Raw genomic sequence first — 25,069 nt, 5'->3', positions numbered from 1 at the left:
TTTTCCTATCTTCTATTCCGCCAGCACTTCTTCCGCAATATTTCTGGCATGGTCGGAAATTCTTTCCAGGCATACCAGAGAATCAAGGAATACCACTCCGGCTTCTGTGTTACACTGCTGGTTGGTAAGACGCTTGATATGCTTTGCGCGGAGGGAAATCTCCAGCCCGTCTGCCTCTGTTTCTTTCTCGATGGTCTTTAACGCACTTTCGCGGTCATTGGACTCAAAGGCTTCCAACGCATACAGATAACTTGCAATGCAGACATCCAGCATCTTGTTCAGATGTTCCACTCCAACCTCGGAGAAATCCACCTGCTTTTCCTGCAGCGTTTCCGCGAACTCAGAAATGTTTTCACAGTAATCACTGATACGTTCCATATCCGACACGATCTGGAGCATATGCGCCACCTCTTCATGCTCACGTTCATTGATCTGCAGAGTCGACAGCTTGATCGCATAGGATGTGATACCGGCACTTAACCGGTCTACCTTGCTTTCTTCTTCCTTCAGGAACGCAATCTGTTCTTCTTTTCGTTCGAACATAACTTTTCTTGCAACCTCCAGAGAATCCGCAACCACATGTCCCATTCGGACAAGCTCGGAAACGGTTGACTGAATCGCGATACCAGGGGTCTCCAGCATACGGTCATCCAGAAGGACTACACTTTCATCCTGTACCTCTTCTTCCACATGTCCGATCTTCTTGGCAAGCTTGATGATCCAGTCAGAAACCGGGAACAGCAGAACGGTTGTCACAATATTGAATACCGTATGCACCATACTGATCTGTGTCTGGGTAATATTTCCATGCGCCCATGCCGGATTCACAATACTCAGATATGCAATCGCAATAATACTGAAAATGATCGTTCCGATGATATTAAAGATCAGATGCATCAGCGCTGCGGTTTTCGCATTTTTCTTTGCACCCACACTGGACAGAATTGCAGTTACGCAGGTACCGATATTCTGTCCCATGATAATATAGATTGCTGCGCCAAACGGTACAAGACCTGCTGCTGCAAGGCTCTGCAGGATTCCGACCGATGCAGATGAGCTCTGGATGATCGCCGTAACTGCTGCACCCGCCACAATTCCAAGCAACGGATTGTGTCCCAGTGATACGAAAATATTGCAGAATGCTGCATTATCTTTCAGTGGTTCCACCGCTGAGGACATGGATGAAATCCCGACAAATAAAAGTCCGAAACCAACCACAATACTTGCGATATCTTTTGTCGAACGCCTCTTTCCGGTCAGCATAATGATCACACCGATCATGATCGCAACCGGTGCAAGATTGGACGGACTTAAAAATTTGGCCCATTCCACACTGGATACCAGCCATCCGGTAACTGTTGTACCGATGTTCGCACCCATGATAACTCCCATCGCCTGCTGAAGGTTCATGATACCGGCATTTACAAAACCGACTACCATGACGGTCGTCGCAGATGAGCTCTGGATCACTGCGGTAATGAACGCTCCAAGCAATACGCCGAAGAACTTATTCTTTGTAAGTGCTTCAAGCAATGACTTCATCCGGTTGCCGGCAGCATTCTCCAGCCCCTGTGCCATGATCTGCATTCCATAAATGAACATACCAAGGCCTCCGACAAACGGAATAATGATACTTGTGTACTTCATAGTCGTGTTATCTCCTCTTATGTACTTTTTCTTTTTCACTCTGATTCTTATTTTACAAGCCATTTACACAGCCACGATTTCATCTTAACATCATTTTTCTCTCTGTACAATAAATTTTCTTTCGTAGTTCTGACGAAAATTATTTCCATTACCCCTTCATCTTTGGTTCAAATATCCATGATGCAATGTACCCAAAAATCAATGCGCCGCTGATTCCTGCCGCACTTGCCTTGAATCCTCCAAGAAAAATTCCGATAAATCCTTCCTTGTCGACTGCCTCTTTTACCCCGTTCCATAAAGTATTTCCAAAACCGAGCAGTGGCACGCTCACGCCTGCCCCCGCATACTCCTGCAATGGTTTAAATATCTGTACAAAACCAAGAATGCAGCCAAGTACCACCAGGCTTACCATGACTCTTCCCGGCATCATTTTCGTCCGGTCAAGCAGGATCTGCGCCAGTGCACAGATGAGTCCTCCTACCCAGAATGCATTGATATAGTCCATTTTCTTTCCTCCTTTAACAATGTTCCAGCACAATTCCATGTGCAATTCCCGGAACGCTTTCTCCTTCATTGAAGCTGACCGTCGACATCAGCGCCCCCGTTGGTACAAAAAGAATCCTTTTCCACTCCCCCGATATCAGCTGTGGCATAATATATGCTGCAAGAGTGATCGCCGCGCAGCCGCAGCCGCTTCCACCGGAATTGGTATGCTGTGTCTGCTGATCGAATATCGTCATTCCGCAGTCCATATGATTTTCTTTGATATCCAGCCCTTTCTTACGAAGCAGGTCAAATAAAATCGATTGCCCCACATAGCCCAGGTCTCCGGTAATGATCCGGTCGTAATCCTTTTCACCTCTTCCAAAATCCATAAGATTCTGCAGAATCGTATCACACGCTGCCGGTGCCATACACGCTCCCATGTTCTGTGAATCCTTCAGCCCATAATCCACAATTTTCCCAATCGTCACTCCACTGATCCGCACCCGGCTTTTCTTTTTTCCTACCAGAAAGGCTCCGCTTCCTGTCACTGTCCAGGTAGAAGAAAGTGGTCTCTGATTCGCATAGCCAAGTGGAAAACGGAATTCTTTTTCTGCACTTCCAAAATGACTCGATGTTGCAGCAAGCACCAGATCTCCATAGCCTGCCGCCACAGTCATTGCAGCAAGGGCAAGTGCCTCTCCGGATGTGGAACATGCGCCGAAAAGACCAAACACCGGGATCTGAAGTTCTTCCGCCCCCATCGATGTAGCAATTCCCTGTCTTAAAAGATCGCCGCCAAAGAGATAGCGTACCTCCTCCGGCTGTACTCCCGCATTTTTCAATGCCAGCTTACACGCAAGCTTCTGCATTGTTCCTTCTGCAAGCTCCCAGGTTTTCTCTCCGAAAAGGTCATCCTCCGATGCAATATCAAAATATTTTCCAAGTGGTCCTTCTCCTTCTTTTTTTCCGGCAACCGATCCGGCGCTTACCAGATACGGACTTTCCGAAAATGCAATACTCTGTGTCCCTTTCATCGCATTCATGTCCATCCCTCCTTGCTCACACAATTCCGATCAGCGTCCCAATCCAGTAGAGCAGTCCCAGAACCCAGCTGGTGAAAACTCCGTACAGGATCACAGGTCCTGCAATCGTAAATATCTTGCAGCCAATTCCGAAAACCTGCCCCTCTTTTTTGTATTCAATTGCCGGCGCCGCAACGGAATTGGCAAATCCGGTGATTGGCACCAGTGCTCCCGCTCCTCCCCAGTTCGCGATCTTTGGATAGATTCCAAATCCGGTCAGCACCACACTTGCCAGGATCAGGATCAGTGAACACCAGCTTGCAGAAATATCCTTTGACATTCCCGCCTTTTCGCACGCATTTAAGATCGTCTGTCCAATCGTACAGATGATCCCGCCGGTCACGAATGCTTTTGCCATCGCAGGTCCAGGCTTCCTGACCGGTGTTTTCTCTTTTACATATGTTTCATACTCTTTTTCTTTCTCTTGTTGCTTCATTTTCTCCTCCAGTTACCATCTTTTATAGAAAAACAGAAGTGCTCCAAGGCTTTTCCCAAGCGCCATCCCCAAAATCAGCCATGGCACACATTTCAGAATTTTGATCCTCCGGATAAAAATCGGAAAAATATTCAGGATTTCCGCAAGTGCCATTGACCAGCAACCAACAAAAATTCCGGAAAAAAGTCCAAACACCGGAACGATCCATTTGCCGCCAGGCATCGCGAGCCCGTATACCCAGAAAATATTTCCAAGGATCCCACCTGCCATAATGCAGTTTTCATACAGCATGACATGCTTCCCGGTATGTGTCCGGTCTGCAAAATCTGACACTACGCCAAGTCCGATAATAAATGAAAACAGTCCTGCCGCGACTGCAAATCCGGATGCAAGACCAACCACCGCCACCAGAATCTGCCTAATCCACATCGACTTCTTTTTCCTTTCTCGCATAAGCTTCGATCAAAGTTTCCTGAATATCATTTTCATACAAACGCATTTCCACTTCCATCGGCGTCGGATCTGCTGTAAATTTCTTTCTTCCTAAATGATTGAAGAAAATCAGGATCCCTACGATCAGCCCGATGCAGTAAGTCAGCTCTATCAGGGTAAATCCATTCGATTCTTCTCCGGTAAGAAGCAGATAAATCCGGGAAAACATCTTTGTCACCGACACATCATTGTTAAATGCCATGATGGAAAATGCTGCTCCGATAAATGTGATTCCCGCAACTACAACCACTTTAATTCCCTGCCAGATAGCATTTCGTTTTTTCTCCCCTTCATAGGTAATGATCAGGTCACTTTCTCCTTCGTTCTGAATCTGTAGTCCGGGAATTTCCCGATGGATACATTCTATGATTTTCAGAATAGACACCACATATCTGTGCTGTTCTTTTTTCGGGATTTTCAGGATCCGCAGTGGTTTAATCCTGTTCATGATGGAAGAATTGCTGCATTCCATTGTCAGGATATCTCCTAATGTCACATTTGGTTCTTTCACCTCGGTATTCTTTTCCCCTTTGATATAAAGTATTTCATTTCCCGAAGACATCTGTATCCGTCCTTTCTTTTACCGGTAGCGCCTGCCAGATCAGCGTTCCTTCACTTACCTGGTCTGTCCCCCGGACGTCATTATAATAGTAGATCATTCCGATCAGAACAGCTGTCAGCAGGGCACAAAGAACACAGCCCCAGATATATTTTTTTCTTCTTTCCAATCGCATCCGCCTCCTTTGTGATCTGTTTCAGATAGGAAATAGTATCCCTGTTTTTCCAGAAAACATACATCCTTTTATTCTTTTGCGTGTTCCCGCATGGTTTTCAGGATCTTTTTCTCCATCCGCGATACCTGCACCTGGGAAATTCCAAGTTCTTCGCCGATTTCTGTCTGCGTCTTATCTGCAAAATAGCGCAGATACAGAAGCTTTCTCTCGTCTTTTTTTAATTCTTTTATCAGCTCTGTAAGCAGAAGATGATCCAGGATCTTTTCTTCTGCACCGCCTGTATCTGCAATCTTTTCCAGCAGCATTACTTCATTTCCATCTTTCATACCGACCGGTCTGTGAAGCGATTCCACTTCTCCTGCTGCCTCCATCGCCATCACCAGCTCCTCTTTTTCCACACCCGTTTCTTCCGCAATTTCTTCCAGCAGCGGTTCTCTTCCAAGCTTTTCCGTGAGCGCCTCCTTTGCCTGATATGCTTTATATGCAATCTCTTTTAAGGAACGGCTGACCTTCAACATCCCATCATCACGCAGGAAACGCTTTATTTCTCCCGTGATCATCGGAACTGCATAGGTTGAAAATTTCACATCATAGCCCAGATCAAACTTATCGATCGCTTTTAAAAGCCCGATGCTTCCGATCTGAAATAAATCCTCTGCCTCTGTGCCCCGTCCGTAAAATCTTTTCACCACACACCAGATCAGACCGGTGTTTTCCTCCACAAGCTGTGCCCTCGCATTTTCATCCCCTTCGTGAGCCCGTCTGATCAATGCGATTGTGTGGTCCATACAGCTTCCTTCTTTTCCCCTCCTGTCGTTTTCTTCATCCAAACCGTAGTCCCTTTTCCAGGCACAGATTCCACCTGTACTTCATCCATAAATGCCTCCATAAATGCAAATCCCATCCCGGACCGATCCATATCCGGCCTGGTCGTATAGAGTGGCTCCATCGCCTGCTCCACGTTTTCGATACCGATGCCCTGATCCTTCACTGTGACCAGAATGGTCTTCTTATCTTTTTCAATCCCGCACCAGACCGTGATCTTTCCGGACGTCCGGCCCTCATATCCATGAATAATGCTGTTCGTCACTGCTTCGGAGACCGCTGTCTTCACGTCTGCCACTTCCTCCAGAACCGGATCCATCTGCGTCATAAACGCAGCCACTGCCACCCTTGCAAATCCCTCATTTTCCGATCTGCTGTCAAAAACTACTTCCATCTCGTTAAAATATTCCATTACATCATTCCCTCCTCATAAATCTGTATGATCTTCGTCACGCCGGACATATTCAGAATCTGCCGCATCCGTTCACTTGTATGTATCGCCCATACTTCCCCGCCAAGAAGAAAGATATGCCGGTACCGTCCCATGATCACTCCAATCCCGGAACTGTCCATAAAATTCGTTCTTCCAAAATCAAAGATCACATATTTGATATGTTGCTCCTCGATCACCTTATCCGCCTCCCGTTTGATCTCCTCCGCATTGTGATGATCCACCTCCGCCGGAAGAAAAATCGTAAGACAATTTTCTTTGATCTGATACTGCATTTTTGCTTAAACCCCTTTCTGTCTTTTTTATTTATACAAATACGCCAATAGCCTTGATGGATTTATAAAAAAGAGAAAGTAACGCCTTTTTTCGCTACTTTCTCTTTTGTGCTTTTTATATTTTATTGTCCCTGGGTGCCTGTTCCACCGGAAGTATTCTCCAAAGTTCCATCTGATCCCATTGCATCCAGTGCGCTCTGTGCCGAATATGCTGCCTGTGTTCCCGGATAATCGGTCGCTGCTTTTTCGTAATTGCTCTTTGCATTGTCCTTATCACCTTTACCGGCATACGCGTCTCCAAGAAGCTTGTACACACCACCATCACTATAAGAGTCATCCATCTTCTGGATCTTTTCAAGATCCGAAATGGCATCATCATAATTTCCACTCTGCACTTCATACTGCGCGGTCGAATACAGGCTCACACATACTCGCGGGAACACGGAACCGGAGATCGAATCGTAGATTTTCTGTCCCTCTTCTCCCAACGAATCCCTGTTCAGTCCAAGCAACGTATCTGCCATATCCGCATTGCTCGTTGTTCCGCCATAATACTGCTGATATACCTTGATCAGGGCATCATAGCTGTCCTGTGTGGATGCGGCGGTCTGCTTTGCCGATTCTACCTCATCACTGCTGTTACGGTATCCCTCCAGTTCATCCTTAAGCGTCTGGATCTGTGTCTTCTGTGAAGCTATCTGCTCGCTTAGTGCAATGACATTCCGGTTTTTTGTAGACGACTTTGTCTGGTTTACCGCCGGAGCGATCAGGAACCACACCACTGCCGCTCCAACCACCATACCGATCAGAATATTGACAACTGTCATCACTGCCGCATTGTCTCGCAGTGTTGCTGCAGGCTGGATGATCGTCTCATTTCCCAGATTGTATGTGACAACCGACTGTCTGCCATGCTTTTCCTCTTTAATATGTGCAACCTGCCGATTCCGCTGACGGTTCAGCTCATGCATATACCGGAGCGTAATATCATTCGTCACATCCAGCTTGAGTGCCGTCTTCAGGCTCTGTCTTGCTTTGGAATACTGTCCGGAATGCATATAAAGAAGTGCCAGAAGCTGATATGCCTTCAGGAAAGACGGATGTGCCACAACCACCTTTTTCAGCTGGATGATCGCAAGATCTTCTCCATTCTGTCTACAGTATCCAAGACACTGGTTGTATTTGTGAACTGCCTGATTCACCTTCTCCAGCTCACTTGGATTATCCTGAACCTTACTGATATAGTAGCTGGCAATATTCTCTGAAGCCCTGAAGTTTTTACTGATGATCCACTCTACAAGAGCCTCCGCTACTTCTCCACGTCCATAATAGACAAGTCCGAGAAGATTCCTCGCTGTGATATTTTCTCTGTTAAACTGCAAACTTCTTTTTAACGACACAATTGCCCCGGACAGATCCCGGATTTGCGCTTTCTTCAGTCCATCATTGTACCAGTAGTTCGACTGGTACTCGAGTTTCTGCTTATAGTCCATCAAAATCTCCCCTATTTTTTCTGATCCATCATCTCTCTTAAGATATCTGTCATATCAGACAGATCCTCCTGATATACTGCATTCTCGATATCTTCTACTTCCAGACTTGGTTTGAACTTCTTAAGTTCTTCTTCAAAATTAAGCATCTTCTCCTCCTATCAGTTCTTTTAACTCCCCTACCAGATAGAGCGACCCCAGACAGTAAAGTTTCCCTTCGCTGCCCTTTTCATTCAGTGCACGTGTAAATGCATCAGCAAGCGTGTCCTCCCGATAGACCGGTCTGTCTGTATACTTCCGGAACAACGCGGCAAGTGTATCTGCCTGCGCTCCCCTTTTATTGTCTACTTTGGCAATGACATAAGCATCTGCTTTCAATTCTCTGCATAAAAGCTCGATCATATGACTGTAATCCTTATCTGCAACGGCTGAAAAAAGGATTATCAGTGGATGGATTTCCCCTTCCGCCTCTCTTTGCAGCCGGATACTCTTTGTAAATTCACGGATTGCCGCAAGATTATGCGCCCCGTCAAAGATAACTCCGGGAAGAACCTCTTCCATTCTTCCCTGCCATTTAACAGATGCAACCACCTTCTGCCATTTGCAGATTTCTGCCTTGTCGCCAAATGTATATCTCATCGCCCGGATTGCAAGTGCTGCGTTCATCACCTGATAGATTCCGGTGCTCGCCACCTGCCATACGGTATTATTATCATACTCATCCAAAATAGAAAAAGCAATATGTTTGTCTGTAATTTCTTGAATTTTCAACGCATCTTTTTCCATTTTATACCACGGTGCTTCTACATTTTCGGCAGTTTCTTCTATAACCCGACTACTTCTTTCATCAGAGCCGTCAAAAAATACCGGTACGCCTTTTTTGATGATTCCGGCTTTTTCTCCCGCGATCTTTTCAATCGTATCTCCAAGGATCTCTGTGTGATCCAGTCCGATCGATGTGATCACGCTCAGGAACGGATGCTCGAAGGAATTAGTCGCATCCAGCCTTCCACCAAGTCCTGTCTCCAGTACAATATACTCTGCATCACTCTCTTCAAATGCAAGCATCCCCATTCCATACAGGAATTCAAAATAAGAAGGATGTTCCATCCCTTCCTTTTCCAGTTCTTCTGCCACCTGCCGCACCTTTGCAAAAATCCGGCAGAAGGTATCATCGTCAATATCTTTTCCATTGATCCGGATCCGCTCGTTGAGCTTCACCAGATGTGGTGATGTAAAAAATCCGACACGCTTTCCCTCAAAAAGAAGAATCGCCTGCATATATGCGCAGACGCTTCCCTTTCCGTTCGTCCCTGCCACATGAAGAACCTTTCTTCCCTGGCAGGGATTCCCCAATCTTCTCATAAATTCACGGGTATGCAAAAGCGTATGCTTCTTTGTAAATTTTGGTATGTCCTCTATATATCGGACTACTTCTTCATACTTCACAATCTTTCCCGTCTTTCTTAAGCGGAACTCTACTGCTGCCCGCTCTTTTCTTCTTTATTATTCTGATCCTGCTGTTCTCCGGACTGTCCGGCATTTTCTGTCTTCTGCTGATCGCCGTCCGTCTTTGCAGAATTCTTCTGTTCTTTTACTTCATCTGTATATTCCAGGATTTTTCCATCCATGTAAATATATTCTCTTGAAGTCCTGAAGATGGTATTGCTTGATCCGACCTGGCTGACCGTAATGATGTCTCCATCCTTCAGCTTACTGTCCGGAAGTTCGATCCTTGTATTATTGAGGAAAGTAGATTCCTGCTTTTCATCATTGATGTAAACCTTGCTCCATTTAGTAAAGTTTGTTCCGTAGAGGCTGTAGGTCTCATCCAGATTTTCTACAAGATCCGTGAGCGTAACCTCCTTGATCCCCATCTGCATATGGCCTTCTGTGATCGGCGGCTTACCATTGTATACATACTGGTCTCCATACAGAATATCATACTGTAACAGCTCCAGATCCTTCAGATAATCCTTTGTCTGGCGTCTCTGCTGGTGATAGTTGAATACCGTACCGGAATGTAATCCCAGGCGGTCCATCACATCCGCCATGATCTGGTAGGACGGAATGTTCCGGTCCTCTTTCTGAAGTCCAAGATTGTCCCAGATCACATAATTTGTATTGTACAGATAACGGTTCTTCATATCCTTTGCTTCCAGTCCCATTGTCGGCAGATGGTCACCATAGAATACGACCACAGTCGGCTCACCGCGTTCTTCCATCATTTTTACCAGATTACCGGCAAACTGATCCATCTCATATACCTGGTTCACATAGTATTCCCAGGCATTGTTCTTCTCTTCTGTCGGTGCTCCTGTTACGGTGATCTTCGGGTTCTCAATCACCTTTTCTGTCGGATAATTTCCATGTCCCTGTACACTGACTGTAAATACAAAATCCTCCTGCTCGGTAGAGTCCAGAGCGTCTTTGATGTGTGTCAGAAGAATATCATCCTTCGACCATCCATTCTCTGTTGTCTGGAGAATATTCATAAACTCTTTACTTGTAAAGCTGTCAAAACCAATATTGTTAAATACCTTCGCACGGCTGTAGAAATTACCACCGTTGTTGTGAATCGCATGGGTTCCGTAACCGAATGCAGAAAATGCAGTTGCTGCACTTTCACATACCTGATTCTTAAGCTTTGTCTTATAAGGATACTCGCCCGGTCCGAAATAACGCAGGTTCATACCTGTCAGCACTTCAAATTCTGTATTGGCTGTTCCGGCCCCTACCGAAGGAACCTTAAAATATCCGGAAGAATAATTTTCAAACATCTTGCGCAGATTCGGAATCGGATCCTCTGACATCTGCAGATCCTCATATTCAATAGGATCAAAGAAAGATTCCAGCTGTACAAACAAGACATTCGGTCTCACACCATTGTCGGATGTGCTCTCTGTCATCTCTCTATTATCCGTGATCTTCTCGATCGTGTCTTTGTTATAATCATTCGGTTCTGAAATACCTGTATTAAAAAGGCTGGCCGAGAAACAATACGGAAGTCCGTAATCCTGATAAGCAAATGCGATATTTCCAAAGTAAGTAGAAATAATCCTCTTATCTACAGCAACATTTGTCAGTACAGAATATCCAAAAAACGCTGCAACAACAATAATCAGCATCGGGATCCTGTGCATCTTTCCTTCATACTGTCCGGCACGTCTCCACATGGCAACCAGCCAGATGAGCAGTGCCGGAACACCAATTCCCATCATCACAAGCTCTGCCACCGAGAAATAGTTTGTAAACAGTGACAGTCCTTCTGTAAATGTCTTTAGATCCTGTGCATTAAACGGCGTAACACGCTTTGCCAGCATCACTCCGTTGACAACACCCAGAAAGAGCCACAATGCACTGATGATCAGTCGTGTAAACACCCGGCGCCGCACCAGATAAGCGATTAAAAGTGTAACGAAAATCATTCCGGCATTGTACAAAAATACCAGCGGTGTTCCTGTCATATACTGCCAAGCTGCAATTGCAGAATGTCTGGACAGTGCTTCAATGATAAAGTTAATGATACAAGCCCACAGTGCCTGAAGCGGCAAAGAGAACCGGTTCATTATCTTATAGTACGGTGCCATCTTTTTTGCGAATTTGCTGTTTCGCCGCTTTTCAAGAATCTGCTGTCTTCGCTCATGCTGCTTTTTTAAATGCGCCTTTATATCTCCTGGCTTCATATTCTTCAGCTTCTGCCATTTTCCTTTCAGATCCGGTTTTTTCCACTGAATCTTTTTAAAATGAATTTCCTTCATCGTCTTTTAACCCCTTACGTGTTTCTGTACCGTCAGGCGCAGTTTATGCTGCGCCTGACGGTATATCCGGCTAAAAAAGAATATGCCTTAGTACTTTCCTGCAGTGATTATCTTCCTGCCTTTAAAGCCTCCAGACGTTCTTTCACCTGTTCCATCATCTGTGTATACTTTTCAAGCTTTGCTTTTTCTTCATCAACCTTTGCCTGTGGTGCTTTGCTGACGAATTTTTCATTTGAAAGCATTCCTTTTGCACGGTTGATTTCTTTTGTAAGCTTTTCTTCTTCTTTTGTCAGACGCTCGATTTCCTGTTCGAAGTCAATCAGCTCTTCCAGTGGTACATATACAGAAGCATCCGGTACTACGATCGATACGGCATCATCCGCAATACCTGCCTTATCAACCTGGACAACAAGTTCAGAAGCACTCATAAGCGGGCATGCGCATGTTGTCAGCTCTTCGAATCCTTCACAGAGCTTCTCATCTTCGCATACTACATAAACCTTTGCTTTACGGCTCGGCGGTACATTCATTTCTGCCCGCGCATTTCTGACACCACGGATAACTTCTTTCATATGATCTGTTATATTTTCAGCGTCTGCATAGCACCAGTCTTCGCTAAACTGCGGCCAGTCTGACATCATCAGAGATTTTTCCTCCGGTACCAGTGCGCTGTAGATTTCTTCTGTTACAAATGGCATAAATGGATGTAACATCTTCAGTGCATTACCAAGAACCGTCTTCAGTGTCCAAAGTGCTGCATTGGCGCTCTTATAATTTTCATCAGAATGGTAGATCCTGTATTTTACAAGCTCAATGTACCAGTCACAGAATTCATCCCAGATAAAGTCATATACTTTCTGTACTGCAATACCCAGTTCAAATTTATCCATGTTCTCAGTTACATCTTTTGCAAGTGTATTTACCTTGGATAAAATCCATTTATCGGTTACTTCAAAGTCTGCCTCATCCGGTTTGGAAATTACCTTATCTTCCATGTTCATCATGATAAATCTGGATGCATTCCATACCTTATTGGCAAAGTTACGGCTGGATTCTACACGTTCGTTGTAGAAACGCATATCATTTCCTGGTGCATTTCCTGTGATCAGAGTCAGACGGAGTGCATCTGCACCGTACTCATCAATGACCTCCAGCGGATCGATACCATTTCCAAGAGATTTACTCATCTTACGTCCCTGGGAATCCCTTACCAGTCCATGGATCAGAACAGTATGGAACGGTGCTTTTCCAGTATGTGCATATCCGGAGAATACCATACGGATTACCCAGAAGAAAATAATATCATAACCGGTTACCAGTACATCTGTCGGATAGAAATACTTGAAGTCCTCTGTCTCTTCCGGCCATCCAAGTGTTGAGAACGGCCACAGTGCTGAACTGAACCAGGTATCCAGTGTATCTTCATCCTGTGTCAGATGTGTGCATCCGCAATGCGGGCATTTTTCCGGCATCTCACGTGCAACAACCACTTCTCCACATTCATCACAATAGTAGGCCGGAATTCTGTGTCCCCACCAGATCTGACGTGAAATACACCAGTCACGGATATTTTCCAGCCAGTTCAGGTAGATCTTACCAAAACGTTCCGGTACGAATTTTAATTCGCCGGTCTTGATCGCATTGATCGCCGGTTTGGCAAGCTCATCCATCTTAACAAACCACTGTGGTTTAATCATCGGTTCAACGGTTGTCTTACATCTGTCATGTGTTCCAACGTTGTGTACATGTTCTTCGATGCTTACAAGGTATCCTTCTTTTTCCAGATCTTCTACGATTGCTTTTCTTGCTTCGTAGCGATCCATTCCGGAATATCTTCCGTATCCTTCTACGATGGTAGCATCATCATTCAGGATGTTGATTTCCGGAAGATTATGTCTCTTTCCTACTTCAAAGTCATTCGGGTCATGTGCCGGTGTGATCTTAACCGCACCTGTTCCGAATTCTTTATCAACGTAAGCGTCTGCCACGATTGGGATTTCTCTTCCAACTAACGGAAGGATGACATTCTTTCCTACGATATCTTTGTACCTGTCATCGTCCGGGTGTACGGCGATTGCTGTATCTCCAAGCAGAGTTTCCGGACGTGTAGTTGCGATCTCAAGGAAACGTTCTGTTCCTACGATCGGGTACTTGATGTGCCAGAAATGTCCTGCCTGTTCCTCATGCTCAACTTCTGCGTCAGAAAGGGAAGTCTTACATACCGGACACCAGTTGATGATTCTGGAACCTTTGTAGATAAATCCTTTTTCGTGAAGACGAAGGAATACTTCTTTGACCGCATTCGAGCATCCTTCATCCATGGTGAAACGTTCTCTGTCCCAGTCACAGGATACACCAAGCTTTTTCAGCTGACCTTCGATGGTTCCTGCGTACTCTTCTTTCCACTGCCAGGTTCTCTTAAGGAATCCTTCTCTTCCGAGTTCTTTCTTATCAATTCCCTCTGCCTTTAACTGGTTTGTAACCTTTACTTCTGTTGAAATTGCAGCGTGGTCTGTTCCCGGGATCCACAGTGCATTATATCCCTGCATTCTCTTGTAACGGATCAGGATATCCTGAAGCGTATTATCGAGAGCATGTCCCATATGCAGCTTACCGGTGATATTCGGTGGCGGCATTACCGTTGTAAATGGTTTCTTACTTCTGTCAACTTCAGCGTGAAAATACTTTTCTTCACACCATTTTTCATAAAGTTTCGCTTCAATCTCTTTCGGATTGTAGGTCTTTTCAAGATTCTTACTCATTGTTTCCTCCTCTTATAAGTCCACCGCGCACTTTTGCTCTCTCTATAAAGAATAAAAAAAGCCCTTTACAATATGTAAAGGGCGTGTATAAACGCGGTACCACCTTTGTTCCACGAAATAAATCCATCTCGTATCTCTCACAGTTCTATAACGGAAACCACCCCGTGATATCCTACTCGCCCTTTTTCAGATACCCGGCTCCAAAGCTACCTTCTGCAACCACTTCCCGTAAACCGTCTCTCAGCCTGTGAACGGTTCTCTCTTCTTCGGACCAGTCTGCATACTCCTCTTTCTCATTGCCTTTTCCCATAACTATTGATAATCATAGTATTCAAAGTCCGATTTGTCAAGAAGTTCATGAAATCTTTAGAACTTCTTAAAGATTAAATTTTTCACTTAACTCAAAAAAGGCGAAATCCCTCTGAATAAGAAAGATCCCGCCCTAAATTCCTAAGCCTCGTCAATCGCTTTTCCGATATCGTGGCGCATATATTTGTTATCAAATTGAACCCATTCGGTTGCTTTGTAAGCATTGGCACGGGCTTCTTTGAGCGTTGCTCCTTTGGCTGTCACACCGAGGACACGTCCTCCGTTTGTCACGATCTGGTCTCCGTCGAATTTGGTTCCGGCATGGAAGCAATAGTATCCTTCATGCTTCTTGAACTCGTCAAGACCTGTGATCGGAAGTCCTTTTTCATAAGCGACCGGATAACCGTCAGATGCAAGTACCACACAGACTGCTGCATTGTCTTCAAACTGAAGATCTACCTGATCCAGTGTTCCGTCGATACAGGCTTCGATCACATCGATCAGATCATTCTTCATACGCGGAAGAACAACCTGTGCCTCAGGATCTCCGAATCTGGCATTGTATTCCAGAACCTTCGGTCCTTCTTCGGCAAGCATCAGTCCGAAGAAAATGATCCCCTTGAACTCTCTTCCCTCTGCTGCCATTGCATCTACCGTCTTCTGGTACACATATTTCCGGCAGAATTCGTCAACTTCTTTTGTATAGAAAGGGCTCGGTGAGAAAGTTCCCATACCACCGGTATTCAATCCCTGGTCTCCGTCTTTGGCTCTCTTGTGATCCTGCGCGCTTGTCATAGTCTTGATGGTCTTTCCATCTACAAAGGAAAGAACAGAAACCTCACGTCCTGTCATGAATTCTTCTACAACCATGGTATTACCGGATGCACCAAATTTCTTGTCCAGCATGATCTCTTTCACGCCGGCTTTTGCTTCTTCCAACGTATTACAGATCAGTACACCTTTTCCAAGTGCCAGACCATCTGCCTTCAGAACGATCGGAAATTTGGCTGTCTCCAGATAAGCCAGCGCTTCGTCTGCATTGTCAAAATTCTCATATGCTGCGGTCGGGATGTCATATTTTTTCATCAGATCTTTTGAAAATGCCTTACTTCCCTCCAGGATTGCTGCATTTTTTCTTGGTCCGAATGCGCGGATCCCGGCTTTTTCAAATTCATCTATAAGGCCGCCAACCAACGGATCATCCATTCCTACGATTGCCAGATCGATCTCTTTTTCCTTTGCAAATGTAACCAGCTTGTCAAATTCCATCGCACCAATCGGTACGCATTCTGCAAGCTCTGCAATCCCGGCATTTCCCGGTGCACAGTACATCTTCTCTACCTTGCTGCTCTTTGCTACACAATATGCAATTGCGTGTTCTCTTCCGCCACCGCCTACGATCAATACTTTCATTGGTGCTCCTCCTTCTCTAACGGGCAATTGACACTCTGCCATCTTTTACTGTTACTTTTCCATTTGCGATCAGGTCGATCGCATGTGGAAGGATCTTCCACTCCGCCTGCTCCATCACACGTCTCTGCAGAACCTCCGGTGTATCGCCTTCTTCTACTTCGACAGCCTTCTGGAGAATGATCGGACCGGTATCCGTTCCTTCGTCTACAAAATGTACGGTCGCTCCAACCACCTTTACCCCTCTGGCGAGTGCTGCCTCATGAACCTTCAGTCCATAGTATCCCGTTCCGCAGAATGACGGGATCAGAGATGGATGGATATTGATGATCTTATTCCGGTATCTGCTGATCATTTCTTCCGGGATCACAACCAAAAATCCCGCCAGAACGATCAAATCCGGTTTCAGTTCGTCTACCTTTTCAAGAAAAACTTTGTTAAACTCTTCTCTTGTCTCAAAATCCTTCGGCGAAACGCACTGTGCCGGGATCTGATGATTCCCGGCTCTTGTGAGTGCATATGCGTTCTTATTATTGCTGATGACACCGACCAGCTCTGTATTGGTGATCGTGCCATTTTCCACTGCATCAATGATTGCCTGCAGATTGGTTCCGCCTCCGGATACAAGTACAGCAACTCTTAACATAAAGTAACTCCTTTTTCTCCTGCTTCTACATAACCAACCACAAATGCTTCATCTCCAGCTTCTTTCATTGCCTTAATTGTAGCATCTACATCCTTTTCATCGACAGCGACAACCATACCGATACCCATATTGAAGGTATTGTACATCATCTCTTCTGCAATGTTGCCAGTCTTTGCAATCAGGTTGAAGATTGCAGGGATTTCATAGCTGTCCTTCTTTACCACTGCACGGATTCCTTCCGGAAGCATTCTCGGAATATTTTCATAGAATCCACCGCCTGTGATATGGCTGCATCCTTTGACTCTTACACCGGCTTCTTTTACGTTCTTCAGTGCTTTTACATAAATTCTGGTCGGAGCAAGAAGTGCTTCGCCAAGTGTCTTTCCTAATTCATCATAGTATGTATTTAAGGATTCTTCTGTAATGTCGAATACCTTACGAACCAGTGAAAATCCATTGCTGTGAACACCTGTAGACGGCATTGCAACAAGTACATCACCTGGCTTAATATCAGAACCGTCGATAATGTCTTTCTTATCTACAACTCCGACTGCAAAACCTGCAAGGTCGTAATCATTCTCCGGCATCAGTCCCGGATGTTCTGCTGTCTCTCCACCTACAAGTGCACATCCTGACTGCTTACAGCCCTCTGCCACACCGCTTACGATCGTAGCGATCTTTTCCGGGTAATTCTTGCCACAGGCAATATAATCCAGGAAGAATAACGGTTCTCCACCAGAGCATGCGATATCATTCACACACATGGCAACGGCATCAATACCGATCGTATCATGCTTGTCCATTACAAATGCAAGCTTCACCTTTGTTCCACATCCATCTGTTCCGGAAAGAAGTACTGGTTCTTCCATATTCTTGATTCCACTTAAATCAAATGCACCTGCAAAACCGCCAAGTCCACCTAATACTTCCGGTCTCATGGTTTCTTTTACATGCTTTTTCATAAGTTCTACTGATTTATATCCTGCCTCGATATCTACGCCGGCTGTCTTATAATCCAACATTTTCTATATCCTCCTGGTATTTTCACTGACATCTGTATGCCTACATCTGCTTGATATATTCTTTGTGTCCGATTTTTTCAAGCTTTTCTGCTTTTTTCTGGACGGTTTCTTTCATTTCTGCAGTGTAATCCTTCAGTTTCTGAAGAAGCTCAGGATCTGAGGTTGCAAGAATCTTTGCAGCCAGAATTGCTGCGTTTGCTCCGCCGTCGATCGCAACTGTGGCAACCGGGATTCCAGGCGGCATCTGAACGATTGAATAGAGTGCGTCGACACCCTCCAGATTCTTCCCTGACATTGGGATTCCGATAACCGGCATCGGGAAGATTGCTGCACACATTCCAGGAAGATGTGCTGCCATACCTGCACCTGCAATAATTACTTTGAAGTCTTTTGCTTCTGCAGACTTCGCATATTCATAGAATACATCAGGCTCACGGTGTGCCGAGATGATCGTCATCTCATAATCGATTCCAAACTTTTCCAGCATGTCAGCAGCTTTTCCCATTGCTTTCATATCTGAGTCGCTGCCCATTACGATTCCAACTTTTGGCATAATGATCTCCTTTTCTTTTATCTATAAGTATTTTAATAAATAGCTAACCACTTATAAGTTATTTTACTAAGTCTGTTGCGGTATGTCAACCGTTACTTATCTGACCATTATTTAATTTTACTTATTGGTATTATTGAAAATCCATAACTAATACTAATTCAGAGGTTCATTGAGAATCTCTGTTCTCGGAAGAACAAACCGTCCATCACGGATAATTTCTGTCTCTGTTCCGTCTTTCGCCACTACAACAATGCTTCCCAGCTCATCATAAGGGATGGTGATATCGGTATGGCACTGGAAATATGCTTTCGACGGATCCTCTTTTCTCAAGATCGATATGCTGTTGTCTCTTGCAATAATCTCTTTTCCATCCGGATTGTAAACCTTTACATCCTCTGCCCAGCTGTAGCAGGTATCCCCTACTGCAAAATGCGGTCCCGTCTTTTCAGCGATCAGAATCGTATATTTATCTGCAATATCATATTTCTTCGCAACCGCATAAGCTGTGGTATTGGTTCCGATCGCAAACTCGCCGATCGGAAGTGTCTGATGATTGTGCAGAATGTTATCGAAAATATATTTTTTATTTTCTTCTTCTGAATCAAAATTGGTGCAGGTATACTCTGTGATCTTTCCTTCTTTAAAACTGATCTTCAGATTGTAATACGGAAGTCCGTGAAGGAATACCTTGCTCACAAAAAGGGTACCTTCTGTTCCTTCCAGTACCGGAGAAGTGAACACCTCACCTACCGGAATATTGACATCGGCAACACAGTTTTCAAAGATCGTCTCTTTTGCCGGATCGGCAAGCGGATGAAGCATCACTTTCAGATCCGTCTGGTTTTCGCCTGAGCCTGTTACTTTTACATACTCTCCTTTATCCAGTGCATCGATCATTGTCTGCTGCACCTTCTGGTAAAGCTTGTAATCCAGAGTATTGATCTTGATCGTTTCATCAAAGATCTCATGATACTGCTCTCCGATTTCCGGAACCGGCCAGGAAATGATCGTAAAGCTTCTCTCATCTCCCGGAAGATATTCATTGGTCAGACGTCCGGCCCTTCCATTCATCGCAACCAGAAGTTCTTCCTGCTTTTCGCTTAATTTAACTGCCTCTGGTTTAGCCTGCGGAACAAAAGTCTTTTCTCCGAAAATGTCGATCACTGCCGGTCCTGCATAGCCTGCTGCAATCTCTTTATTCTGCTCGTAAGTGGTACGCATCACTTCCAGCTTTCGCTCTACATACTGTTTATCCATCACAAGCCCGATATCATCTCTGTGGTCATAGACATACTGCTTGTTGCCGGAAATATTGAAAAATCCGATCTGGCTGTTGCGTCCTCTTGTGATCACGCTGTGACTTGTCCGGAAAATACTCGGCTTTAATCCCATTTTGGCAAAATTCTCAATGGCTTTTTTTACGATCCGTTCAAATCCCATTGCATAGTAAATGTTGACTACAGATTTTTTTGACAGGTCTTTTCCGGTATTTACAAAACCAATCCTGTATCCTTCACTGAAGGTATCTGCCATCTTATCAATCTTCTCCTGTGAAAGTGAATTTAAGTATGCGGCTGTCTCTCTTTCATTTACCCCCACATATTCTCCCATACGGTAGAGATAACGCAGATCGGAAAGATCTTCATTCATGATCATATTCACAATGAAGCATCCTCTTTCCGGATCGATCTGGTCTTTGATGCGGTCTGCCGCAAATACATCGCAGTAATCACTTGCATACCAGTAAAAGATTTCCTTCAGGCTTTCCGGCTGCGGCTGCTTTTCTTCTTCAAATTTATTGTAGATTTCAATCAAAAGCTCTGCTCCGATCACAACATACTCCATACGCTGTTCCTGAACATAAGAAATGCTTCCGCGGATCTCGGTGTAAACCGCAGACAAAAAGCTTCCCAGTTCTCCTCCCAGTACCAAAACCGCATAAGCCGGATTTGCATAAGATTTCTCATAGTTTGCTTCCAGTTCGTCTGCATAAAGATCCTTCATCTCTTCCTGCAGCTCTTCTTCTGACATCTCTTTCTGCTTTCCGCTTTCCACATTCTGTTTCAGCTCATCAAGCTTTAAAATAAACCGAGCCACATGCTGGAAATACTCCCGATATGGCTCTGCTACTGTTTTTTCTTCTATTATTGCTTTCATTCTGTCAATTGCCAGATTATATCTTTCTTCCATTTATACACATCCTCTTATAAATACTAAGATCAGGGCAAGTAAAATAAGTCCGTTTACAACGATTCCGATCTTGCAGGTCAGATAATTTTTATCTCTTTCTTTAAATCCTTTTACACCAGTTACAATACCGATGCAGGCAAGAATCATATTGAAAACCCCAAAGCTTCCTGCCATCGCTGCTGATTTCCCTTTATTCAAAAATGCCATTACAATCAATCCCGCTATCACTGCCGTAACAAGTACTGCCATCACACAGGACCAGATTCCCTTGCGGGAATGCTTTCTTTTTATCTGACCATACTTCCGGTTTCTTTTATTTCTATCTCTTTCACGTGCTCTTTTTTTATCTCTCCTGCTTCGCATCGTGCCATCTCCTTATCATATTACAAATCGCGAAGACGATATACCCGATCACACCGCCAAGGGTGTTGAGCAGCATATCATCCACATCAAAACTCCCCACTCTTGTTACCAGCTGAAAGCACTCCACAAAGAAGCTCACTCCAAAACTGTAGAAAAGGGTAAGAAAAAAGCTGCGATACCGGCTTGCCATCGGCATAAAAAATCCAAATGGTATGAAAATCAGGACATTTCCGAACAGATTTGCATAAGATACCCATCCCAAAACATCTCGATACAGCCAAAATCTTTTTATTTCACAGAAAAGAACCAGGTTATAATGATATTCCCCGGTTCCTTCCCGTCCATACCAGTCAGAAAAAATCAGAAAGTAAAATAAAAATCCAATATACAGGACAAATAAAATCTTCCCAAGAACCCGAAGTCTTTTTCTGTTCTTTGCTTTCAACTTAAAGCGCCCTTCCTAAAATGTCAGTCCCTTTTTCGCACCAAGCAGCTTTCCACCGCTGACAAGCAAAATGATCCCGGTTGTCACACCAACAACAATAGAAATAATTCCGATCGCAATATTGGCACCGCCGGTAAGTCCCATCACCTTATATGTCTTTTCTGTCACTGTAACTCCTCCTTATTTTGCACCATACTGCTCATAGTATGCGTCGATTGCAGCCTTGATCTTGTCATCGATAACAATTTCACCATTGCATGGTTTGTTGTACAGATGCTCTACTACATCCTTCATGGTTACGATTGCATTAGTTTCAAATCCGTAAAGATCCTTTACTTCATCGAGTGCGCATTTCACACCGCCTTTTCCTACTTCCATACGGTCAAGGGATACCATCAGTCCAACAATTGTTACATCAGCGGCTCCTCTTACCTTCGGTACAGTCTCTTCCATGGATTTGCCGGATGTGGTAACATCTTCGATCATAACCACGCGGTCTCCGTCCTGAAGCTTGCTTCCGAGGAAGCTTCCCTTATCTGCTCCGTGATCTTTTTCTTCTTTACGGTCTGAGCAGTAACGGATCTCTTTTCCGTATAATTCACTGTAAGCGATCGCGGTTACAACTCCAAGCGGGATTCCTTTGTAAGCAGGTCCGAATAATACATCAAAATCATCCCCGTATTTGTCATGGATTGCTTTTGCGTAATATTCACCGAGTCTTTTGAGCTGTGATCCTGTCACATAAGCTCCTGCATTCATGAAGAAAGGGGACTTTCTTCCGCTTTTCAGTGTAAATTCTCCAAATTTAAGAACGTGGCTTTCTACCATAAAATCAATAAATTCCTGTTTGTAGCTTTCCATTTTATTTATCCTCCATCTCTTATATGTTCTTTATTTTACAATTCCAACCATATCTTTCACAGACTCAAAGCCATTCTTCTTCATGTAGACTTCAATTCCATCGATCACTTCCATCGTCACTGCCGGATTGTGAAAGTTGGCTGTTCCTACGGATACGGCACTTGCTCCTGCAAGAAGGAACTCGATCGCATCTTCTGCGCAGGAAATACCGCCCATCCCGATGATTGGGATGTTCACTGCCTGTGCTACCTGATATACCATGCGGACAGCGATCGGTTTGACGATCGGTCCTGATACACCTCCGGTCTTATTTGCCACTGCAAATGTCTTACGATTGATATCAATCTTCATACCGGTCAGTGTATTGATCAGGGAAACTGCGTCCGCACCGCCTGCTTCTGCCGCTTTTGCTATCTCAGTAATATCGGTTACATTCGGTGTCAGCTTCATGATGATCGGCTGCTTTGCGATCTTCTTGATCTGTCCGGTCAGCTCTTCTACATGCTTTGCATCCTGTCCGAAAGCAAGGAATCCTGCATTGACATTCGGGCAGGAAATGTTGATCTCCATCATATCGATCGGTTCATCCGCAAGGCGTTCTACCACTTCAAGATACTCTTCCGGTGCATGTCCGCAGACATTCACAATGATCTTGGTATCATAGTTTTTCAGATACGGAATATCTCTTTTACAGAACAGATCGATTCCCGGATTCTGAAGTCCTATGGCGTTCATCATTCCGCCGTAAACCTCGGCTACACGCGGAGTCGGATTGCCCGGCCACGGTACATTTGCCACACCTTTTGTTGTCACAGCTCCAAGCCTGTTCAGATCTACAAATTCAGAAAACTCTTCTCCTGATCCGAAGGTTCCTGATGCCACTGTTACCGGATTCTTCCATTCTACTCCGGCAATATTTACACGCATATCCATTAGATTTCCACCTCCGTAGAAAGAAATACCGGTCCGTCTTTACAGATACGTTTGTTGTGCACATTGCTGTGCGCATCCTTTTCCTTTGACTTGCACACGCACGCAAGACAGGCACCGATTCCACATGCCATTCTCTCTTCCAGAGAAATATAGCATTCGATTCCGTTTGCTTCTGCATACTGTTTGATCGCACGGAGCATCGGAGTTGGTCCACAGGCATAGATCATATCTGCTTCCAGCGCATTCTCACGGATTGCATCCATGACATTTCCTTTTGTTCCGACACTGCCATCTTCGGTTGAAATATAAAGCTCTCCTGCCTGTTCAAATTCTTCTTTCAGGAAAGTATGTGCATCACGGTATCCAACCACAATCTGCTTTTTCTCACATTCCATCTGTTTTGCAAGCTCCAGGATCGGCGGCACACCGATTCCTCCTCCCATCAGAAATACCTTCTTTCCTTCGGCCTTCTCAAATGGAAATCCATTACCAAGTGGTCCGATCACCGGAATTGTATCTCCTGCCTTCATCTGTGAAAATTCTTCTGTTCCGGTTTTTCCCCCTGTTACACGGTAAACCACACGAAGTTTTCCACCTTCTTTATCGATCTCACAGATACTGATCGGGCGCGGAAGAAGCTTGCTTCCATCATTGGTATACATGGAAATAAACTGCCCCGGTCTTGCACTCCCTGCTGCTTCTGTCTGGATCCACATACTGAAGATTCCATCAGCAAGCTGCTCCTGCGATACAACCTTTACCTGTTCTTTTTTCTTTGTAGTCATCTTCTATTCTCCTATAATCCGGATTTGCCGGTATGTCAGAAGCTTCTGTCACACCGGCTCATTCTTTTCTCTTATCTGTTCTCAAGCGCGCCTTTGATATCTGCTACCATGGCTTCTACTGCTGCACGGGATGCATCTCCAAAGTTCTCTGCACCGTATTTTGCATAAGCTTCCTGCTTATATGCTGCAATGATTCCTCTGGATGAGTTTACGATTGCTCCAAGTCCATCTTCATTGAAGAAATGAACCAGATCTTTTCCTTTTCCACCTTGTGCACCGTATCCTGGAACCAGAATGTAGGATTTCGGCATTACTTTACGAAGGACTTTTCCCATCTCCGGATAAGTAGCTCCCACAACTGCTCCGATGTAGCTATAATCATCACCCATGCAGTCTGCTCCCCACTCGGCAACCTTTTCTCCGACCAGTTCGTAAAGCGGACGACCATCGATCAGCCGATCCTGGAATTCTCCACTGGATGGATTGGATGTCTTAACAAGGATAAAAAGACCTTTCTTCTCTTCTTTACATACTTCGATAAATGGCTTTACTCCGTCAGATCCAAGATACGGATTCACAGTAGCGAAATCTTCATCGAACGGTACATAGGATTTGCTTCCTACCTGAACTCTTCCAAGATGTCCAACAGCATATGCTGCTGAAGTAGAACCGATATCACCTCTCTTGATATCTCCGATAACAACAAGTCCCTTTTCTTTACAGTAGTCTACCGTCTTCTTGAATGCCTGAAGTCCCGGAATTCCGAACTGTTCGTACATAGCGATCTGCGGTTTAACTGCCGGGATCAGATCATAAGTCTTATCCACGATCTCTTTGTTGAACTGCCAGATAGCTTCTGCTGCTCCTTCCAAAGTCTCGCCATACTCTGCAAATGCCTTTTTCTGTACCTGCTCTGGTACATAGGAAAGCATCGGATCCAGTCCGACAACGATAGGTGCTCCTGTTTTTTTAATGTTAGCGACTAATTTGTTAATCATCTTATTCCCTCCAGTTTTCTATTTATATTTTTGCTGTAACAGAAAGTATTGTCCTTTTGTTACCTGAAAAAAAATATTCTTTACTTATGATATCATATTAAAAACTAAAAGGG

General features: G+C 44.6%; 27 protein-coding genes and 1 other annotated feature. All 27 genes read right to left on the bottom strand.

Features of this window, described 5'->3' with window-relative positions; all coding sequences use genetic code 11:
• Positions 1 to 12 precede the first annotated feature (12 nt).
• Entirely contained in the window at positions 13 to 1,647 is a 1,635-nt protein-coding gene (locus tag PG766_RS10645; RefSeq protein WP_118199275.1) for a Na/Pi cotransporter family protein, read from the bottom strand.
• A gap of 148 nt (positions 1,648 to 1,795) precedes the next feature.
• Positions 1,796 to 2,152, bottom strand: coding sequence for a SpoVA/SpoVAEb family sporulation membrane protein (locus tag PG766_RS10640; protein ID WP_022220978.1), 357 nt, complete (start codon positions 2,150 to 2,152; stop codon positions 1,796 to 1,798).
• 13 nt (positions 2,153 to 2,165) lie between these two features.
• Positions 2,166 to 3,176, bottom strand: a complete 1,011-nt coding sequence (gene spoVAD / locus PG766_RS10635; protein ID WP_022220979.1) for a stage V sporulation protein AD — start codon at positions 3,174 to 3,176, stop codon at positions 2,166 to 2,168.
• A gap of 16 nt (positions 3,177 to 3,192) precedes the next feature.
• Entirely contained in the window at positions 3,193 to 3,651 is a 459-nt protein-coding gene (locus PG766_RS10630) for a SpoVA/SpoVAEb family sporulation membrane protein (protein ID WP_008372960.1), read from the bottom strand.
• A 12-nt stretch (positions 3,652 to 3,663) separates the two neighbouring features.
• Positions 3,664 to 4,080: a stage V sporulation protein AB gene (locus PG766_RS10625; RefSeq protein WP_118199273.1), complete on the bottom strand. Its 417-nt coding sequence runs from the start codon at positions 4,078 to 4,080 to the stop codon at positions 3,664 to 3,666.
• Positions 4,070 to 4,705, bottom strand: a complete 636-nt coding sequence (locus PG766_RS10620; RefSeq protein ID WP_118199272.1) for a stage V sporulation protein AA — start codon at positions 4,703 to 4,705, stop codon at positions 4,070 to 4,072. Before PG766_RS10620 ends, PG766_RS10625 begins: the two co-directional genes overlap by 11 nt.
• Positions 4,689 to 4,871, bottom strand: coding sequence for a hypothetical protein (locus tag PG766_RS10615; protein ID WP_044999057.1), 183 nt, complete (start codon positions 4,869 to 4,871; stop codon positions 4,689 to 4,691). Before PG766_RS10615 ends, PG766_RS10620 begins: the two co-directional genes overlap by 17 nt.
• Positions 4,872 to 4,945: 74 nt before the next feature.
• Positions 4,946 to 5,665, bottom strand: a complete 720-nt coding sequence (sigF, locus tag PG766_RS10610; protein ID WP_008372953.1) for an RNA polymerase sporulation sigma factor SigF — start codon at positions 5,663 to 5,665, stop codon at positions 4,946 to 4,948.
• The gene (gene spoIIAB / locus PG766_RS10605) at positions 5,644 to 6,114 is read right to left on the bottom strand and encodes an anti-sigma F factor (protein WP_008372952.1); all 471 of its coding nucleotides are present in this window, start codon (positions 6,112 to 6,114) and stop codon (positions 5,644 to 5,646) included. The genes sigF and spoIIAB overlap by 22 nt, the downstream gene beginning before the upstream one ends.
• Entirely contained in the window at positions 6,114 to 6,428 is a 315-nt protein-coding gene (locus tag PG766_RS10600) for an STAS domain-containing protein (protein WP_008372950.1), read from the bottom strand. Before PG766_RS10600 ends, spoIIAB begins: the two co-directional genes overlap by 1 nt.
• 122 nt (positions 6,429 to 6,550) lie before the next feature.
• Positions 6,551 to 7,921, bottom strand: coding sequence for a tetratricopeptide repeat protein (locus PG766_RS10595; RefSeq protein WP_118199271.1), 1,371 nt, complete (start codon positions 7,919 to 7,921; stop codon positions 6,551 to 6,553).
• An 11-nt stretch (positions 7,922 to 7,932) separates the two neighbouring features.
• Positions 7,933 to 8,067 carry a hypothetical protein gene (locus PG766_RS10590; RefSeq protein ID WP_022220983.1) on the bottom strand — a complete coding sequence of 45 codons (135 nt, stop codon included), beginning with the start codon at positions 8,065 to 8,067 and terminating at the stop codon, positions 7,933 to 7,935.
• Positions 8,060 to 9,367 (bottom strand): bifunctional folylpolyglutamate synthase/dihydrofolate synthase, encoded by a 1,308-nt coding sequence (locus PG766_RS10585; protein WP_118199270.1) that lies wholly within the window; start codon positions 9,365 to 9,367, stop codon positions 8,060 to 8,062. Before PG766_RS10585 ends, PG766_RS10590 begins: the two co-directional genes overlap by 8 nt.
• Before the next feature lie 29 nt (positions 9,368 to 9,396).
• Entirely contained in the window at positions 9,397 to 11,604 is a 2,208-nt protein-coding gene (locus PG766_RS10580) for an LTA synthase family protein (RefSeq protein WP_008372942.1), read from the bottom strand.
• Positions 11,605 to 11,786: 182 nt separating this feature from the next.
• Positions 11,787 to 14,441 (bottom strand): valine--tRNA ligase, encoded by a 2,655-nt coding sequence (locus PG766_RS10575; protein WP_118199269.1) that lies wholly within the window; start codon positions 14,439 to 14,441, stop codon positions 11,787 to 11,789.
• Between the two features lie 74 nt (positions 14,442 to 14,515).
• Positions 14,516 to 14,747 (bottom strand) — a binding site (T-box leader).
• Positions 14,748 to 14,891: 144 nt separating this feature from the next.
• Positions 14,892 to 16,163: a phosphoribosylamine--glycine ligase gene (gene purD, locus PG766_RS10570; protein ID WP_118199268.1), complete on the bottom strand. Its 1,272-nt coding sequence runs from the start codon at positions 16,161 to 16,163 to the stop codon at positions 14,892 to 14,894.
• A 16-nt stretch (positions 16,164 to 16,179) separates the two neighbouring features.
• Positions 16,180 to 16,806 carry a phosphoribosylglycinamide formyltransferase gene (gene purN, locus PG766_RS10565; RefSeq protein ID WP_022220988.1) on the bottom strand — a complete coding sequence of 209 codons (627 nt, stop codon included), beginning with the start codon at positions 16,804 to 16,806 and terminating at the stop codon, positions 16,180 to 16,182.
• Entirely contained in the window at positions 16,800 to 17,825 is a 1,026-nt protein-coding gene (gene purM, locus PG766_RS10560; RefSeq protein WP_055156423.1) for a phosphoribosylformylglycinamidine cyclo-ligase, read from the bottom strand. Before purM ends, purN begins: the two co-directional genes overlap by 7 nt.
• A gap of 43 nt (positions 17,826 to 17,868) precedes the next feature.
• Positions 17,869 to 18,381, bottom strand: coding sequence for a 5-(carboxyamino)imidazole ribonucleotide mutase (gene purE, locus PG766_RS10555; RefSeq protein WP_270590788.1), 513 nt, complete (start codon positions 18,379 to 18,381; stop codon positions 17,869 to 17,871).
• A 153-nt stretch (positions 18,382 to 18,534) separates the two neighbouring features.
• Positions 18,535 to 20,571 carry an aminopeptidase gene (locus tag PG766_RS10550; protein WP_118199267.1) on the bottom strand — a complete coding sequence of 679 codons (2,037 nt, stop codon included), beginning with the start codon at positions 20,569 to 20,571 and terminating at the stop codon, positions 18,535 to 18,537.
• Positions 20,572 to 20,934 (bottom strand): DUF6142 family protein, encoded by a 363-nt coding sequence (locus PG766_RS10545; protein ID WP_118199266.1) that lies wholly within the window; start codon positions 20,932 to 20,934, stop codon positions 20,572 to 20,574. It abuts the gene before it with no gap.
• Positions 20,915 to 21,379: a VanZ family protein gene (locus PG766_RS10540; protein WP_008372920.1), complete on the bottom strand. Its 465-nt coding sequence runs from the start codon at positions 21,377 to 21,379 to the stop codon at positions 20,915 to 20,917. The genes PG766_RS10545 and PG766_RS10540 overlap by 20 nt, the downstream gene beginning before the upstream one ends.
• A gap of 15 nt (positions 21,380 to 21,394) precedes the next feature.
• Positions 21,395 to 21,547 carry a hypothetical protein gene (locus PG766_RS10535; RefSeq protein WP_182438632.1) on the bottom strand — a complete coding sequence of 51 codons (153 nt, stop codon included), beginning with the start codon at positions 21,545 to 21,547 and terminating at the stop codon, positions 21,395 to 21,397.
• Between the two features lie 12 nt (positions 21,548 to 21,559).
• Positions 21,560 to 22,240: an orotate phosphoribosyltransferase gene (pyrE, locus tag PG766_RS10530; protein WP_008372917.1), complete on the bottom strand. Its 681-nt coding sequence runs from the start codon at positions 22,238 to 22,240 to the stop codon at positions 21,560 to 21,562.
• Positions 22,241 to 22,270: 30 nt separating this feature from the next.
• Entirely contained in the window at positions 22,271 to 23,173 is a 903-nt protein-coding gene (locus PG766_RS10525) for a dihydroorotate dehydrogenase (protein WP_118199265.1), read from the bottom strand.
• Positions 23,173 to 23,958, bottom strand: coding sequence for a dihydroorotate dehydrogenase electron transfer subunit (locus tag PG766_RS10520; protein WP_118199264.1), 786 nt, complete (start codon positions 23,956 to 23,958; stop codon positions 23,173 to 23,175). Before PG766_RS10520 ends, PG766_RS10525 begins: the two co-directional genes overlap by 1 nt.
• A 71-nt stretch (positions 23,959 to 24,029) precedes the next feature.
• A complete protein-coding gene (pyrF, locus tag PG766_RS10515; protein ID WP_008372910.1) occupies positions 24,030 to 24,956 on the bottom strand; it encodes an orotidine-5'-phosphate decarboxylase in 927 nt (308 codons plus the stop codon).
• Positions 24,957 to 25,069 lie beyond the last annotated feature (113 nt).

The sequence above is a fragment of the Coprococcus sp. LG101-27 genome (assembly GCF_027695515.1).
GTDB classification, from domain to species: domain Bacteria; phylum Bacillota; class Clostridia; order Lachnospirales; family Lachnospiraceae; genus Allocoprococcus; species Allocoprococcus comes.
The sequence above is the reverse complement of the archived record's forward strand: the minus strand, read 5'-3'. Positions and strand labels throughout refer to the sequence as shown.